The organism is Pseudomonas sp. (genome assembly GCF_048265905.1).
Taxonomy (GTDB): domain Bacteria; phylum Pseudomonadota; class Gammaproteobacteria; order Pseudomonadales; family Pseudomonadaceae; genus Aquipseudomonas.
Map to the genome: position 1 here is coordinate 61967 of NZ_JBLXAP010000001.1, position 15527 is coordinate 77493.

General features: G+C 53.7%; 15 protein-coding genes. All 15 read right to left on the reverse strand.

Annotation, left to right across the window (positions count from 1 at the left end):
- Positions 1-67 precede the first annotated feature (67 nt).
- The 15 genes from ACN0UH_RS00320 to tsf all read right to left on the reverse strand — a co-directional run bounded on the left by ACN0UH_RS00320 (position 68) and on the right by tsf (position 15513).
- Entirely contained in the window at positions 68-1534 is a 1467-nt protein-coding gene (locus ACN0UH_RS00320) for an alanine/glycine:cation symporter family protein (RefSeq protein ID WP_417660181.1), read from the reverse strand.
- 268 nt (positions 1535-1802) lie between these two features.
- Positions 1803-2399 carry a ribonuclease HII gene (gene rnhB / locus ACN0UH_RS00325; protein ID WP_417660182.1) on the reverse strand — a complete coding sequence of 199 codons (597 nt, stop codon included), beginning with the start codon at positions 2397-2399 and terminating at the stop codon, positions 1803-1805.
- Positions 2399-3529 (reverse strand): lipid-A-disaccharide synthase, encoded by a 1131-nt coding sequence (gene lpxB, locus ACN0UH_RS00330; RefSeq protein WP_417660183.1) that lies wholly within the window; start codon positions 3527-3529, stop codon positions 2399-2401. Before lpxB ends, rnhB begins: the two co-directional genes overlap by 1 nt.
- A 2-nt stretch (positions 3530-3531) precedes the next feature.
- Positions 3532-4308 (reverse strand): acyl-ACP--UDP-N-acetylglucosamine O-acyltransferase, encoded by a 777-nt coding sequence (gene lpxA, locus ACN0UH_RS00335; protein ID WP_417660184.1) that lies wholly within the window; start codon positions 4306-4308, stop codon positions 3532-3534.
- Positions 4305-4745, reverse strand: a complete 441-nt coding sequence (fabZ, locus tag ACN0UH_RS00340; protein WP_087517748.1) for a 3-hydroxyacyl-ACP dehydratase FabZ — start codon at positions 4743-4745, stop codon at positions 4305-4307. The genes lpxA and fabZ overlap by 4 nt, the downstream gene beginning before the upstream one ends.
- A gap of 49 nt (positions 4746-4794) precedes the next feature.
- On the reverse strand, positions 4795-5853 hold the full coding sequence (lpxD, locus tag ACN0UH_RS00345; protein ID WP_417660185.1) for a UDP-3-O-(3-hydroxymyristoyl)glucosamine N-acyltransferase: 1059 nt from the start codon (positions 5851-5853) through the stop codon (positions 4795-4797).
- 2 nt (positions 5854-5855) lie between these two features.
- Entirely contained in the window at positions 5856-6365 is a 510-nt protein-coding gene (locus tag ACN0UH_RS00350; protein ID WP_417660186.1) for an OmpH family outer membrane protein, read from the reverse strand.
- A 47-nt stretch (positions 6366-6412) separates the two neighbouring features.
- Positions 6413-8809 (reverse strand): outer membrane protein assembly factor BamA, encoded by a 2397-nt coding sequence (bamA, locus tag ACN0UH_RS00355; RefSeq protein ID WP_417660187.1) that lies wholly within the window; start codon positions 8807-8809, stop codon positions 6413-6415.
- A 72-nt stretch (positions 8810-8881) separates the two neighbouring features.
- A complete protein-coding gene (rseP, locus tag ACN0UH_RS00360) occupies positions 8882-10234 on the reverse strand; it encodes a sigma E protease regulator RseP (protein ID WP_417660188.1) in 1353 nt (450 codons plus the stop codon).
- Complete coding sequence (ispC, locus tag ACN0UH_RS00365) at positions 10231-11424, reverse strand: 1-deoxy-D-xylulose-5-phosphate reductoisomerase (protein WP_417660189.1); 1194 nt, start codon at positions 11422-11424, stop codon at positions 10231-10233. The genes rseP and ispC overlap by 4 nt, the downstream gene beginning before the upstream one ends.
- Positions 11421-12236, reverse strand: coding sequence for a phosphatidate cytidylyltransferase (locus tag ACN0UH_RS00370; RefSeq protein ID WP_417660190.1), 816 nt, complete (start codon positions 12234-12236; stop codon positions 11421-11423). The genes ispC and ACN0UH_RS00370 overlap by 4 nt, the downstream gene beginning before the upstream one ends.
- Positions 12229-12990, reverse strand: coding sequence for a polyprenyl diphosphate synthase (gene uppS, locus ACN0UH_RS00375; RefSeq protein WP_417660191.1), 762 nt, complete (start codon positions 12988-12990; stop codon positions 12229-12231). Before uppS ends, ACN0UH_RS00370 begins: the two co-directional genes overlap by 8 nt.
- 15 nt (positions 12991-13005) lie before the next feature.
- Positions 13006-13563 (reverse strand): ribosome recycling factor, encoded by a 558-nt coding sequence (frr, locus tag ACN0UH_RS00380; protein WP_417660192.1) that lies wholly within the window; start codon positions 13561-13563, stop codon positions 13006-13008.
- On the reverse strand, positions 13560-14303 hold the full coding sequence (gene pyrH, locus ACN0UH_RS00385; RefSeq protein ID WP_087517757.1) for a UMP kinase: 744 nt from the start codon (positions 14301-14303) through the stop codon (positions 13560-13562). Before pyrH ends, frr begins: the two co-directional genes overlap by 4 nt.
- A gap of 340 nt (positions 14304-14643) precedes the next feature.
- Positions 14644-15513 (reverse strand): translation elongation factor Ts, encoded by an 870-nt coding sequence (tsf, locus tag ACN0UH_RS00390; RefSeq protein WP_417660193.1) that lies wholly within the window; start codon positions 15511-15513, stop codon positions 14644-14646.
- Positions 15514-15527: the final 14 nt, after the last annotated feature.

Below are 15527 nucleotides of genomic sequence, written 5' to 3' on the forward strand. Positions count from 1 at the left end.
TAAAACATAAGCCTGAGTTCACCAGCCGGAACAGCTTAATCTGCTACGGCTGTTAAAAACTCAACAATCAAGCCTGTTTACGATCATCCCAGACGCCCGCTTCAAGCTTTTCTTGCACCTCTGGATACTGCGCCGCATCGAACGTCGGCAGCTGTCCGGCTTTGCGTTGAGCGTTGTAATCCTTGGCTAGCTTAAACACCAGGTTAGACAGCAACAGGATCGCTACCAAGTTGGTAATCGCCATCAAACCCATCGACACATCGGCCAGATTCCAGACAAACGGCAATGATGCCAATGCGCCAAACATCACCATTCCCAACACGACGAGCCGGAAGACTAACAAACCTGCTTTATGGTTGTGCTCAAGGAATACCAGGCAGTTTTCCGCGTAGAAGTAGTTTGCAACGATAGAAGTGAAGGCGAAGAACAAAATAACCACAGTCAAAAAATACTTGGCCCAGCCGCCCAACTCGCTGCTCAAAGCATCCTGAACCAAAGTGATACCCGTCGCGCCATCGGTTGGCACTTGCGCCAACAGAATGATTGCTGCCGATGCAGTACAAATCACAATGGTGTCGATAAATACACCCGCCATTTGTACATAACCTTGCGACACCGGATGCGGCGGATAAGGTGTGGCAGAGGCCGCCGCATTGGGCGCAGAACCCATACCGGCTTCGTTTGAGAACAAACCGCGCTTGAAGCCATTCATGATCGCCGCGCCGATACCACCAGCAGCCGCCTCATGCAAACCAAAAGCGCTCTTGAAGATCAGCATCAACACCGCTGGAATTTCGCTGATATTGATGATGATAATCAGCAACGCAATCAACAAATAAGCCGCTGCCATAACCGGTACAGCCAGCTCAGAGAAGCGTGCAATCGAACGCAGTCCGCCAAAGATGATCATTGAGGCCATGACCACCAACCCCGCACCGATAACGGCAGACGCAACCGGGATCACGCTTTGACCTAGGCTGAAAGTCCCCCAATCAAGGGCAAAAGCACCGGTCAACGCATTGCTGATGGTGTTGGCCTGTACTGAGTTAAAAACAAAACCAAAAGCGATGATCAGGAATATCGAAAACAAAATCCCCATCCAACGCGCATTCAGGCCACGCTCCATGTAATACGCTGGCCCACCGCGAAACTGGCCGGCCTCGTCACGGACCTTGAATAGCTGCGCCAGAGTTGCTTCGACGAAGCCCGTAGCCATACCAATCAAGGCAATCAGCCACATCCAGAAAATCGCGCCGGGCCCACCCAAGGTAATTGCTACGGCGACACCGGCAATATTACCGGTTCCTACGCGGGCTGCCAGTGAAGTGCAGAGCGCCTGAAAAGATGAAATACCTGAGTCATCGCTCTGCCGGCTGCCCTTGAGCACGGAGAAGATATGGCCAAATTGGCGGAACTGAATAGCGCCCAACCTGACCGTAAAATACAAACCACTACCGACCAACAGCCAGATAAGGATTTTGCCCCAGATTAAGTCGTTGAGAACATCGACGACCTGAGTGGCGATATCTTGCATTGATCACTCCCAACCGCTCAGCGCGGCTATCCATTGGACCTTATTCTGGCCCGGGAAAATTAAACTCTGACGCTACCGATAACGACGAGCAAGACTGCGCATGCATATACAGCTGCACATTGAGTTTCAACTGAAAGCAGAGCCAAGCGGCACTAAGCCAGTGTAGCCCCTCCGAAAGGGTGGGGACTTTCTAACATTGCGGCCAATGGCTGCATGTGAAGGTGCGACCAATGCGGTCAGTGAGGCGACACTTCAGCCGAAAAATGGGTCATTCAGGTAAGAGCGCGCGAACAGGCGCAAAGGAACGGCGATGAACCGGTGTCGGCCCCAACCGCCGAAGTGCTTCGAGATGCACCGCTGTTGGGTAGCCTTTATGGCCAGCAATACCATAGCCCGGATATTGCAGATCCAGCGCCTGCATCTCACGGTCACGGCTGACTTTAGCCAGAATTGAAGCAGCTGCGATGGCTGGAACTTGGCTGTCACCCTTAACCACAGCAGCGCTTGGCACCTGCAATTGCGGGCAACGATTACCGTCGATAAGCGCCAGCTTTGGAGTGACACTCAAGCCCTCGACTGCGCGCTGCATCGCCAACATGGTTGCATGGAGGATATTCAGCTGATCGATTTCCTCGACCTCTGCGCGAGCGATACACCATGACAAAGCCTTCTCGCGAATCTCATCAAAGAGCTTTTCCCGACGCACTGCGGTGAGCTTCTTCGAATCATTCAAGCCCAGAATCGGCCGCGCCGGGTCAAGAATCACCGCCGCAGTCACCACGGCGCCGCACAACGGACCGCGGCCAACTTCATCGACCCCGGCCACCAACTCTTCAACGGTGACAAAGTCCAGACCTAGTTGCATCAGCTGCGCTCAATCAATTCAAGTACCGCATCCGCAGCCTGAACCGAAGCATCACAACGTAATGTCCGGTGAATCTGATCAAAGCCCAGAGTCTGCTCATGACCATCGTCTACCAACGGCGCAAGCAACTGGGCCAATGCTTCCGGGGTTGCAGCGTCCTGAATCAATTCAGGAACCAACAAGCGCTCCGCCAGCAAATTAGGCAGCGAAATATAAGGGCTTTTGACCATGCGACTGAGGATTTTAAATGTCAGCGGTGCAACGCGATAAGCAACAATCATTGGACGCTTGTATAACAACGCCTCAAGCGTCGCCGTGCCCGAAGCAATCAATACCGCATCACAGGCCGCCAGAGCCAGGTGCGATTGACCATTGAGCAACTTCAGCGGCAGGTCGCGACCGGCAAGCATTTGCTCAATTTGTTCGCGGCGCTGCGGGTTTGCGCAAGGCACGACGAATTGGATGCCTGGGCGCAAGTTGCGTAATCGCTCAGCGGCGTCAAAAAACACACTGCCCAACCGTGAAACTTCACCACCGCGGCTGCCTGGCATTAACGCAACCACAGGACCATCAAGTGGCAAGTCGAGCGTTTCACGGGCAGCTTTGCGATCAGCCTGTAATGGAATCGCGTCGGCCAACGGGTGCCCGACAAAGCGCACCGGCACTTGATACTCGTCGTAGAATTTTGCCTCAAACGGGAACAACGTGAGCATCAAGTCGCAAGCTTCGCGAATTTTCAGCACACGTTTTTGCCGCCACGCCCACACAGACGGGCTGACGTAGTGCACGGTTTTGATACCGGCACGGCGCAGCTTCAATTCCAAGTCGAGATTAAAGTCAGGCGCATCAATACCAATAAAGACGTCTGGTTTGGCCGCAATCAGGTCGCGCAGTAAATGACGACGACGCTTGAGCAACTCGGGCAGGCGCCCAAGCACTTCGACCAAGCCCATCACCGACAGTCGTTCCATCGGAAAGATTGACTGCAAACCTTCCGCTTCCATCAGAGGACCGCCAATACCGATGACCTCGACATCAGCATGACGCTGCTTCAAGGCTTGGATTAAACCGGCACCAAGGATGTCACCGGAAGCCTCACCCGCTACCAGAGCTACACGTATGCGAGCCATGTTTAGCGAGTAATGCCGCGCTGGGATGCCTGAATTGAGTCACGGAATACCGCAACCTCAGGAAATTCGATGGAAGGCTCCGCCAACTCTTTCAAGGCTTCCTCAATGGTCAGCCCTTGGCGGTAAACGGTTTTGTAGGCGCGGCGCAACGCATGAATCGACTCAGCCGAGAAGCCACGACGGCGCAGGCCTTCAAAGTTCATGCTGCGAGCTTCGGCAGGGTTGCCAGAAACCGTGACATAAGCCGGTACATCCTTGCCAATCGCAGTGCCCATACCGGCAAAACTATGCGCGCCGATGTGGCAGAACTGATGAACCAGTGTGTAGCCAGACAGAATTGCCCAGTCACCAATGTGTACATGCCCGGCCAATGCAACGTTGTTGACCAAGATGCAGTGATTACCGACAACACTGTCATGACCAATGTGGGCATAAGCCATGATCAGGTTGTGGTCGCCAATTGTGGTTTCATCACGATCCTGAATCGTTCCGCGGTGCATGGTCACACCTTCGCGGATGATGTTGTGATCACCAATGACCAGGCGGGTTGGCTCACCCTTGTACTTGCGGTCAGGCGTATCTTCGCCCAACGACGCGAATTGATAGACACGATTGTGCTTACCAATTTGAGTAGGCCCTTTGATAATCACATTAGGCCCAAGCACTGTACCCTCACCAATCTCTACATCGGGCCCGATAATCGCCCACGGGCCGACAGTAACGTCGTCAGCCAGCTTGGCAGCGGGATCGATAATGGCACGAGGGTCAATCAAACTCATAATTTGCGTTCCGCACAGATCACTTCAGCCGAACAAACTTCCTTGCCGTCGACACTGGCTTTACATTCAAACTTCCAAATACTGCGCTTGGTGCTGAGAAACTTAGCTTCCAAGATCAGACGGTCACCCGGAACAACCGGCTGACGAAAGCGTAGTTTATCCGAGCCTACAAAGTAGTACAGCGTACCGTCGCTCGGTTTCAGATCCATCATCTTGAAACCAAGAATGCCAGCCGCCTGAGCCATCGCTTCGATGATCAGTACGCCGGGCATAATAGGATGCTCAGGAAAATGACCATTGAAGAATGGCTCATTGATGCTGACATTCTTATAGGCACGAATAGTCTTGCCTTCTACGTCTAGATTGTCGACGCGGTCTACCAGCAGAAACGGGTAGCGATGCGGCAAATACTCGCGAATTTCGTTGATGTCCATCATTTCCAGAGAAGCCTGTAGTAAAAAGAGAAGAGCACGACTTCAGCCGTGCTCAAGCATCAGATGAGGCGTTCCCGCTAGAAGTCACCGCAGCCAGCTGTTTTTCCAGCTGTTGCAGGCGGCGCGCCATGTCGTCAAGTTGACGAATGCGTGCTGCACTTTTACGCCACTCACCTGCGGGTTGCATCGCTGTACCAGACGAATAAGAGCCTGGCTCAGTAATTGAACGAGTGACCATGGTCATACCCGTCACAAATACCCCATCACACACTTCGATGTGGCCAACCATGCCCACACCGCCTGCAATCATGCAGTTCTTGCCAATTTTGGTGCTACCAGAAATACCGACGCAGCCAGCCATGGCGGTGTTATCACCGACCTGAACGTTGTGCGCGATCATGATCTGGTTGTCCAGCTTGACACCATTGCCTATCAGCGTGTCCGCCAAAGCGCCACGGTCGATAGTGGTATTAGCACCGATCTCAACATTATCACCGATTATCACGCCGCCAATCTGGGCAATTTTCTGCCAGACGCCCTTCTCGTTGGCGAAACCAAAGCCTTCGCCACCCAGAACAGCACCCGACTGAATCACCACAGCTTTGCCGATACGCACATCGTGATAAATCGTTACGCGCGGTGCCAACCAGCCACCTTCGCCGATTACCGAGCGCGCACCAACAACACAATGCGCACCAACAGTCACGCCAGCAGCAATACAGGCACCGCTCTCAATCACCGCAAATGGGCCAATGCTAGCGGTCGCATCTACCTGAGCATCCGCAGCAACCAACGCACTCGGATGAACCCCTGCTGCTGCAACCGGCTTGCGATCGAAGGCATGGGACAGTTCGGCATAAGCCAAGTACGGGTTCGCCACTATCAAGGCATCACCGCTGTAGCTTTCCGCATCAGCCACAGTCAACAAAACCGCAGCGGCTTGGCAGCTTGCCAAGTGCTTGCGGTATTGCGGATTGGCTAGAAAGCTCAGCTGCTGCGCATTGGCATCCTGCAAAGTCGCCAAACCGGTGATGACTTTATCAGCAGGACCGCGCAGCGTAGCGTCGAGACGCTGGGCCAGTTGGCCCAACGTATAAACCGGTGAATTCATAATTAACGCAGCTGGTTCATGCGCTCGATAACTTGGCGAGTGATGTCATACTGAGGCTTGACATCAATAACTGCACCACGCTCGAGAACCAAGTCGAAACTGCCTTTCTTGATAACTTCTTCAACCGCTTTATCAAGGTTGGGCTTGAGCTTTTTCAGCATATCGCGGTCAGCAACAGCCTTTTGCTCATTGAGTTCTTTAGACTGGAATTGGAAGTCACGGGCTTTCTGCTTGAAATCAAGCTCAAGACGCTCGCGATCAGCGGTCTGCAATTTCGTACCGCCTTTTACCAAGCGATCCTGAATAGTCTTGGCATCGCTTTCCAGCTTCTTCAGCTTGCTCAGTTGCGGACCGAATTTCTTCTCGGCATCAACCGCGTAACGCTTGGCTGCATCAGACTCGAGCAAAGCCATTTGATAGTTCAGTACAGCAATTTTCATCTCAGCCATGGCCGGTGTCGCCACCGACAACATAGCAACGCTTAACAGTACAACTTGAGTAAATTTACGCACGGTACACTCCTGCAAAAATCCATTTTTGTTGATCGGTCATCAACCGATTAAAACGTCTGGCCAAGGGAGAACTGGAACACTTGTGTATCAGCATCATCCGGCTCCTTGACTGGCATTGCCAAGCTGAAGCTCAGCGGGCCCAGCGCGGTGATCCAGGTCAAACCAACACCGACAGAGCTGGCCATATTGCCCAGTGATATTTCACAACTGTCACTCTCTGCTTTCTGTGCAGAGGAGCAGTTGGTGTCGAAGACATTACCCACATCCCAGAACAGCGAAGTACGCAGCGAACGCTGATCCTTCACGAACGGCAATGGGAACAACAACTCAGCACCACCCTGAACCAATACGTTACCACCGAATGGCAGCGGATCTTGATCCGGGTCAGTGTAGCGACCATTGGCATCCTGTACGCCGTAAACGATTTCACCCTGGTCGTTACGCACAACACTCGGCGTACTGCGCGGGCCCAGACTACTGTCTTCAAAGCCTCGAACCGAGTTAAAGCCACCAGCATAATAGTGCTCATAGAACGGTAGCTCAGAGGTCGAACCATAGCTATCGCCATAACCCAATTGCGTGTGGAAACGCATGGTGTAGTTATCGGTCAGCGGGGTGAAAATCTGGCCACGGTAATCCAGCTTGTAGAACGAAAGGTCGCTACCTGGAATGGTGGTTTCGAGCACCAAGCTTTGCGAGTGTCCCCGGTTAGCCAGTACGCCACGGTTGAGCGTCGACTCAGACCAACCAATCGAGGCCTTGAAGTTTAGGTAGCTGTCGCCTTCCTCTTCAAGGAAGTCGTAGATTTCATCAACGGTATAGATACCGGTGTCGATATCATCCTGCTGAACTGTCAGGCCATAGGTCAGACGCGAGGTTTCGCTGATTGGATAGCCGATGCTCATGCCCGCACCGTAGCTGTCTACCGAGTAGCTTGCGACGTCAGTGTCGAGCTCGTCATAGTCAGTTTCACGGAAGAACAGGTTGTAACCCAGGCTGACGCCGTCTGGTGTCCAGTAGGGGTTAACGAAGCCGAAGTTATAGCGGCTCTGGTATTCACTGCGAGTCAGGCCAAGGCTGACCTTGTTACCCGAGCCGAGGAAGTTGTTCTGGGTGATCGAGCCGCCGAGGATCAGACCGGCGTTCTGAGCGAAACCGACGCTGGCGGTAATCGAACCGGAGGCTTGCTCTTCCACACTGTAGTTAACGTCGATCTGGTCATCTGTACCCGGTACCGCTGGAGTCTCAACGTTAACTTCTTTGAAGAAACCAAGACGCTCAAGTCGGGTTTTCGACTGATCGATCAGGTAGGTTGAAGCCCAGCCACCTTCCATCTGACGCATTTCACGGCGTAGCACTTCGTCTTCGGTTTTGGTATTGCCACGGAAGTTGATGCGGTTAACGTACGCGCGCTTGCCCGGATCAACAACGAACATTACCGAGACAGTGTGATCGTCATCATGCGGCTCAGGTACACCGTTCACGTTAGCGAAGGTGTAACCCTCGTTACCTAGGCGGCGGGTGATCAATTCAGAAGTTGTGGTCATCACTTTACGTGAGAAAACCTGGCCTTCTTTGACCAATAACAGTTTGCGGACTTCCTCTTCCGGTACTTTCAGATCACCGCTCAGGCGCACGTCACGAATCTTGTACTTCTCACCCTCATCAATGTTGACGGTGATATAGACGTGTTTCTTGTCAGGGGTAATCGATACCTGTGTCGAAGCGATATCCATGTTGATATAGCCGCGATCAAGGTAGTAAGAACGCAAGCGTTCCAAGTCACCGGAGAGTTTCTCACGGGCATACTTGTCATCGTTTTTAAAGAACGACAGCCAGTTGGTAGTCTTCAACTCAAACAGGCTCTGCAAGTCTTCATCAGGGAAGACGCTGTTACCCACGACGTTGATGTGCTGAATAGAGGCAACTTCGCCTTCGTTGATATTGACCTTCAACGCAACCCGGTTGCGCGGCTGCGGAATCACCTCAGTTTCAATCTCAGCCGAGTAACGACCTTGGGAAACATATTGGCGTTGCAGTTCATTACGCACACCTTCGAGAGTTGCACGCTGGAAAATCTCACCTTCTTCAAGGCCCGACTGATTAAGTCCTTTGAGGAGGTCTTCGGTGGTGATCGCCTTGTTACCTTCGATTTCGATACTGGAAATCGAGGGGCGCTCAACCACGGTAATAACCAGCACATTGCCGTCACGGCCAAGCTGGATATCCTGGAAGAAACCGGTTTTAAACAGATCACGCGTCGCTTCAACTAAAGAGCGATCATCGGCTTCACCACCGACATTTAACGGCAAGGCACCGAATACGCTGCCAGCGGACACACGTTGGAGGCCGTTGACTCGAATATCGGAGATGGTGAAGGACTCGGCGTGAACTTCGGCGATCATCAATGCGGCGAGAACCACAGGTAGCAGCAGACGTTTCATGAAGTCCTTTCTTATTCCAACTGGCGATAAAAACCTGCCGCTAAAGGCGACAGATTTGTAATTCAAAAGCAGTTACAGACGACCCAGATCATTAACCAGGGCAAGCAACATCACCCCGACTACTAAACTGATGCCAATCTGCATCCCCCAACCTTGTACCCGTTCAGACAACGGTCGACCACGCACCCACTCGACGAGGTAAAAAAGCAGGTGTCCCCCGTCTAGCACAGGGATAGGCAAAAGATTAAGAACCCCTAGGCTAATACTGAGATAAGCGAGGAAATTTAAAAAATCCCCTATGCCCGACTCAGCTGAAGCGCCCGCCACTTTAGCAATGGTTATCGGCCCGCTCAAGTTTTTTACCGAGAGCTCGCCAAACAGCATTTTCTTTAGCGAGTCGAGAGTCAGCACACTCATGGTCCAGGTGCGCTTAATACTCTCTGCAACGGCCTCCAGAGGGCCATAGCTGACTTCGCGAAGCATTTCCGGTGGCCAGTCGACAGGTTTGACTCCTGCACCGAGGTAACCGGTCTGAGCGCCTTTCTCGCCTCGCGCCGCAAGCGTTACAGCCACATCTTGTGGTTGGCCTGCACGGATAATCTGCAATATTACCGACTGGCCAGGCAGGGCACGCACCTGATCAACCAGTTGCTGCCAATCTTTCAGCGGCTCGCCATCAAGCGTAACCAGCTCATCACCCGCCTGTAAACCTGCAGCACCTGCAGGTCCTGCAGGGTCGATTTCAGCCAGTACGGGCTTTATTTCCGGGCGCCACGGGCGAATCCCCAGCGCCGCAATCGGATCAGGCTCATCAACGCCCTGAAGCCAATTATCGAGTTTGATCTGCTCTGCGCTCTCAGCCGTAGAGCCTGGATTCTTGACGGTGACATCAAGGACTCCGCTCTCACCCAGCCGACGAACGAGCTGTAAATTGACCGCTGACCAACCATTAGTCGGCTCGCCATTTATCGCAACAATTTCCTGACCGGGCTCTAAACCGGCATCCGCCGCCAAACTCGACTCAGCCACCGCACCAATAACCGGGCGCACTTGCTGGCTGCCCAGCAGCGCTACACACCAGAAAAACGCAATTGCCAACAGAAAATTCGCAATCGGTCCGGCAGAAACGATAGCAATACGCTGACCAACCGATTTTCGATTGAACGACAGATGGGCCTGCTCGGCAGGCACGTCACCTTCGCGCTCATCGAGCATTTTGACGTAACCGCCTAGCGGAATCGCAGCCAGCACGAACTCAGTACCCTGACGGTCATGCCAGCGCAATAACGGGGTGCCAAAGCCGACCGAAAAACGTAGAACCTTGACACCACAGCGTCGCGCCACCCAGAAGTGACCAAATTCATGGAAAGTCACCAGCACCCCTAAGGCAATCAAGGTACCAACGATCATATACAACGCACTCATCCCACTTCTCCGCGTTGATTAACGCATTGCTCTGCCAGAGCCCGTGCGCGGTTATCCGCAGCAAAGACATTTTCCAGGCATGTGACAGCAGTCGATGCTTCGCTGTTCAGTACCCGGTCAATGATACTCGCGATTTGCGGAAAACTGATCTGACGCCGTAAAAACGCTGCAACCGCAACTTCATTGGCGGCATTGAGCATCGCCGGCGCTGTACCGCCGTGCTCTGCAGCCTCACGCGCCAAGCGCAAGCATGGGAAGCGCTGCTCGTCTGGCGCTTCAAAATCCAAACGCGCCACAGCAAACAGATCCAGCGCCGCAACACCCGAGTCAATTCGTTCAGGCCATGCCAACGCATGGCTTATCGGCGTGCGCATATCTGGGTTACCCAATTGCGCCAATACCGAGCCATCGACATAGTCAACCAACGAATGAATAACGCTCTGTGGATGAATCACAACTTCGATCTGCGCAGGCCTTGCATCAAACAGCCAGCATGCCTCAATCAACTCAAGGCCTTTGTTCATCATACTGGCTGAGTCGACAGAGATTTTTCGCCCCATCGACCAATTTGGATGCGCGCATGCTTGCTCTGGCGTAACCGCAGCCAATTGCTCCAGCGGTGTCTGCCGGAACGGGCCACCCGATGCGGTCAGCAAAATACGCCGCACCCCTACCCGCGCCAGCCCCTGCGCATAGTTACCGGGCAGACACTGGAAAATTGCGTTGTGCTCACTGTCGATCGGCAACAGCACAGCGCCGCTTTTGCGCACTGCCTGCATAAACAGATCACCAGACATCACCAGCGCTTCTTTATTGGCCAGCAACACCTTCTTGCCAGCTTCAACTGCGGCAAGTGTCGGGCGCAGACCTGCGGCCCCCACAATCGCAGCAGTGACGGTATCCACGTCACGATGCGCAGCCACTTCACACAAGGCGGCTTCGCCGAACAAAACCTGGGTTTTTAAACCTGCAGCAGCCAATGCTGCCTGCAACTGCTCGGCGCTCGGTGCATCCGCCACAACCGCGAACACAGGCTTGTGCCGCAAACACAGAGCCTCAAGCTCAACCAGACGGCTATGACCGCTCAAGGCAAAGACCTGGTAACGGTCCGGATGTCGGGCAATTACATCAAGGGTGCTTAACCCAATGGAGCCGGTGGCCCCCAATACAGTGATTTGCTGAAGGCTCACAGGCTGCCCCAACCAAACAATAGCAACAGCACCGCAAACACAGGAATGGCCGCGGTAAGGCTATCGATACGATCCAGCACGCCGCCATGACCCGGCAGTAAGCTACTGCTGTCCTTAACCCCAGCCTGACGCTTGAACATGCTCTCGGTGAGATCACCAACCACTGAGATCATCACCACTATTGCAGCACCAAGCAGCGCCCAGATCATTTCGCCAGCGCTCCAGCCACGTACCACACCGACAACCAAGGTAATCAGCAGGCAAGTACACAAACCACCGATCGCCCCCTCCCAGCTTTTACCAGGACTGACTTGCGGCGCCAGCTTGCGCTTACCAAAAGTCTTGCCGGAAAAGTAAGCGCCAATATCAGCAGCCCACACCAGCACCATTACGGTGATGATCAACCAGTTAGCCAGCGGCCACTGCTTGAACAGCACTAACCCCTGCCAAGCCGGCAGCAAAATCAATAAACCGATGATTAACTTGCGTGGCGCACCCGCCCAGAACTGGCTGCTCTGCGGGTACCCCAGAACCAGCCAAGTCGCGACGCCCCACCAGATAATTCCCAGCAAGAGCACCGGCGTAGCCAGAATCGGCAGGAGATAGAGTACCCAACACAACACAGCAACCAGCGCAGCATAAGCAATGCGCAATGGCTGCGACTCAAAACCGGCTAGACGCGCCCACTCCCAGCCACCGAGACTGACCACTGCGCCAATAAACAGTGCAAACGCAGCGCCATCAAGCAAAAAGAAGCCGGCCAGCGCGATAGGCAACAACACCAGCGCAGTGATTACACGTTGTTTAAGCATTGTGCGCCTCAGACTCTACCTGCGCGCTAGTCTTACCAAAGCGCCGCTGTCTGGTGGCGTAGTCAGCAAGCGCATGACGCATCGCGTCGTGCTTGAAGTCAGGCCAGAACAGGTCGGTGAAATACAGTTCACTGTAGGCTAGTTGCCACAGCAGGAAATTGCTGATGCGGTGCTCACCACCGGTACGAATGCACAGGTCAGGTAACGGCAAGTCACCAGTTGCCAGGCAGCTTTGCAACAGTTGCGGGGTAATATCGCCGGGCTGCAGATGCCCACCCTGCACTTCACGGGCAAGACGCTGCGCCGCCTGGGCAATATCCCACTGACCACCATAGTTGGCAGCAACCTGCAGGATAAAGCGCTTCTCACCGGCTGTTTGCGCCTCAGCCTCGCGCATTGCAGTTTGCAGCTCGGGATGAAAGCGCGAACGGTCCCCAATAATCCGCAAGCTGATGTCATTCTCATTGAGCTTGCGCGTTTCACGACGCAAAGCACTCATGAACAACTCCATCAGCGCGCCGACTTCATCAGCCGGGCGCTGCCAGTTCTCACTGGAAAACGCAAACAGGGTCAGTACCTCGACCCCAGCTTCCGCGCACACCTCAATTACCGCACGCACCGCATCAACGCCGGCTTTATGGCCCGCAACACCCGGCAACAGGCGTTTTTTCGCCCAGCGGTTGTTACCATCCATAATCACGGCCACGTGGCGCGGCACTATAGCTGCCGGGCCACCGTCTTTGGCTTTATCCATAACGATTCCTGACCGTCAGACGGCCATCAGATCCGCTTCCTTGTTTTCCAGTGCCTTATCGACTTCAGCAACATACTTGTCGGTTAGCTTCTGGATTTCATCAGCGGCGCGACGCTCGTCGTCCTCGCTGATTTCTTTTTCTTTTTCCAAGTCTTTAAGTTGCGCCAAGGCATCACGACGGATGTTGCGCACCGCAACACGGGCGTTTTCAGCTTCGGCACGCGCCTGCTTGGTGTAGCCCTTGCGCGTTTCTTCGGTCAGCGCAGGCATTGGCACCCGAATGGTGGTACCGGCCGTCGCTGGATTGAGGCCGAGATCAGAGGTCATGATGGCTTTTTCAACAGCCTGAATCATGCCCTTGTCAAATACAGACAGCGCCAAGGTGCGCGAATCTTCAGTGACCACGTTGGCGACTTGGCGCAACGGCGTATCGGTACCGTAGTAGGACACCATTACACTGTCGAGGATGCTTGGGTGTGCACGGCCAGTACGAATTTTGGCAAAAGCGACATTCAGCGACTCTAGGCTCTTGGCCATGCGTGACTGGGTATCTTTCTTAATCTCGTTAATCATTCTTCACCTTCCTCGATCAGGGTACCTTCAGCGCCACCGACAACAACGTTCAACAGGGCGCCTGGCTTATTCATATTGAAGACTCGCAGCGGCATATTATGGTCGCGGCACAGGCAGATGGCAGTCAGATCCATCACCCCAAGTTTGCGATCCAGCACCTCATCATAGGTAAGGCGCTCAAATTTCTCTGCGTGCGGATCTTTAAATGGATCCGCAGTGTATACGCCATCGACTTTAGTCGCCTTCAATACCACGTCCGCATCGATCTCGATTGCGCGCAGGCACGCAGCAGAGTCAGTGGTAAAGAAAGGGTTACCGGTGCCGGCAGCGAAAATCACCACTTCACCAGTCTTCAGATGGCGCATGGCCTTACGACGGTCATAGTGATCAGTCACACCGACCATGGAAATCGCAGACATCACGATTGCCGGGATATTCGAACGCTCCAGCGCGTCGCGCATGGCCAAGGCGTTCATCACGGTGGCGAGCATGCCCATGTGATCGCCAGTCACTCGGTCCATTCCGGCTGCGCTCAATGCCGCACCGCGAAACAGGTTACCGCCACCGATCACCAGACCAACTTGCAAACCGATGCCTACCAATTGCCCCACTTCCAGGGCCATGCGATCAAGCACCTTGGGATCGATACCAAACTCTTCCGACCCCATCAGGGCTTCGCCGCTTAGTTTGAGCAGAATGCGCTTATAACGCGGTTGACGACCACTCACCTGCTGAGCCATACAATTCTCTCCTGCGGCGTTAAAATTCTATGCGGATAATACAGCCCGCAATTATCGAGTACTTCGGCAACAGTCGGGGCTTTTAAATCACAAAAGCCGGAAAATATTTTTCGCAACCGGCCAAGGCAAACCTTTGAAAACGTCTTGAACACCAAATAGCCAGGTCGAAAGGCGCATCAGCCTTGCAGTTTACAAGAGCTGACCCGCAGCGTAAGCAGCTTTTAACCTGTACCGCTTGGGCCCTTGCTTTCAGGGGCATCCTAATTTGCTACCCTAGTTTGACAAAAAGGCCGCACGCATAAGCGGGCAGCCTCTTTGGGACGACAGTTTTTAGACCGTCTTACTGCTTGCTGGAAGCCAGCTGTGCAGCAACTTCAGCAGCGAAGTCAGTTTCGCCTTTATCGATACCTTCACCCACTTCGTAACGAGTGAACGAAACGATTTCAGCGCCAGCTTTCTTCACCAGATCGCCAACCTTGATGCTGTCGTCTTTAACGAAAGCTTGCTCAACCAGGCTCGCTTCAGCCAAGAACTTGCTGATACGACCAGCAACCATCTTCTCAACGATTTCAGCAGGCTTGCCTTTGATCTTCTCTTCGTTCAGCGCCAGGAAGATTTCTTTTTCCTTGGCAACTGCTTCTTCAGAGACTTCAGCCGAGCTCAGGAACTGAGGGTTGCTCGCCGCTACGTGCATGGCAACTTCTTTAGCCAGCTCAACATCGCCGCCTTTCAGAGCAACCAGAACACCGATACGGTGGCCGTGCAGGTAAGAACCAACAACGTCAGCCTCAACACTCGACAGGCGACGAATGTTTACGTTCTCACCAACTTTAGCAACCAAGGCTTCACGATCAGATTCCATGGCCGCAACCAGCGGAGCTGCGTCAGTCATGTTCTCAGCGAAGGCTTTGTCGATGCTGCTGCTGACGAAGTTTTTGAAATCGTCTTGCAGAGCCAGGAAGTCAGTCTGGGAGTTGACTTCGATGATCAGCGCGCGCTTGTTATCGCCAGCCAATTTGATTGCGATAGCACCTTCAGCAGCGATGTTACCGGCTTTCTTGGCAGCCTTGATGGCACCAGCAGCACGCATATCGTCGATTGCTTTTTCGATGTCGCCACCAGCTGCAGTCAGGGCTTTTTTACAGTCCATCATGCCTTGACCAGTACGCTCACGCAGTTCTTTAACTAGGGCTGCAGTAATCTCTGCCATGTTCGAAATCCTCT

Excerpts from the sequence above, each read along its gene's own strand:
- frr (WP_417660192.1), bottom strand. The coding sequence starts at position 13,563 with ATGATTAACGAGATTAAGAAAGATACCCAGTCACGCATGGCCAAGAGC.
- rnhB (WP_417660182.1), bottom strand. The coding sequence starts at position 2,399 with ATGCAACTAGGTCTGGACTTTGTCACCGTTGAAGAGTTGGTGGCCGGG.
- lpxB (WP_417660183.1), bottom strand. The coding sequence starts at position 3,529 with ATGGCTCGCATACGTGTAGCTCTGGTAGCGGGTGAGGCTTCCGGTGAC.
- fabZ (WP_087517748.1), bottom strand. The coding sequence starts at position 4,745 with ATGATGGACATCAACGAAATTCGCGAGTATTTGCCGCATCGCTACCCG.
- uppS (WP_417660191.1), bottom strand. The coding sequence starts at position 12,990 with ATGGATAAAGCCAAAGACGGTGGCCCGGCAGCTATAGTGCCGCGCCAC.
- tsf (WP_417660193.1), bottom strand. The coding sequence starts at position 15,513 with ATGGCAGAGATTACTGCAGCCCTAGTTAAAGAACTGCGTGAGCGTACT.
- lpxD (WP_417660185.1), bottom strand. The coding sequence starts at position 5,853 with ATGAATTCACCGGTTTATACGTTGGGCCAACTGGCCCAGCGTCTCGAC.
- ACN0UH_RS00370 (WP_417660190.1), bottom strand. The coding sequence starts at position 12,236 with ATGCTTAAACAACGTGTAATCACTGCGCTGGTGTTGTTGCCTATCGCG.
- ACN0UH_RS00320 (WP_417660181.1), bottom strand. The coding sequence starts at position 1,534 with ATGCAAGATATCGCCACTCAGGTCGTCGATGTTCTCAACGACTTAATC.
- lpxA (WP_417660184.1), bottom strand. The coding sequence starts at position 4,308 with ATGAGTTTGATTGACCCTCGTGCCATTATCGATCCCGCTGCCAAGCTG.
- bamA (WP_417660187.1), bottom strand. The coding sequence starts at position 8,809 with ATGAAACGTCTGCTGCTACCTGTGGTTCTCGCCGCATTGATGATCGCC.
- pyrH (WP_087517757.1), bottom strand. The coding sequence starts at position 14,303 with ATGGCTCAGCAGGTGAGTGGTCGTCAACCGCGTTATAAGCGCATTCTG.
- rseP (WP_417660188.1), bottom strand. The coding sequence starts at position 10,234 with ATGAGTGCGTTGTATATGATCGTTGGTACCTTGATTGCCTTAGGGGTG.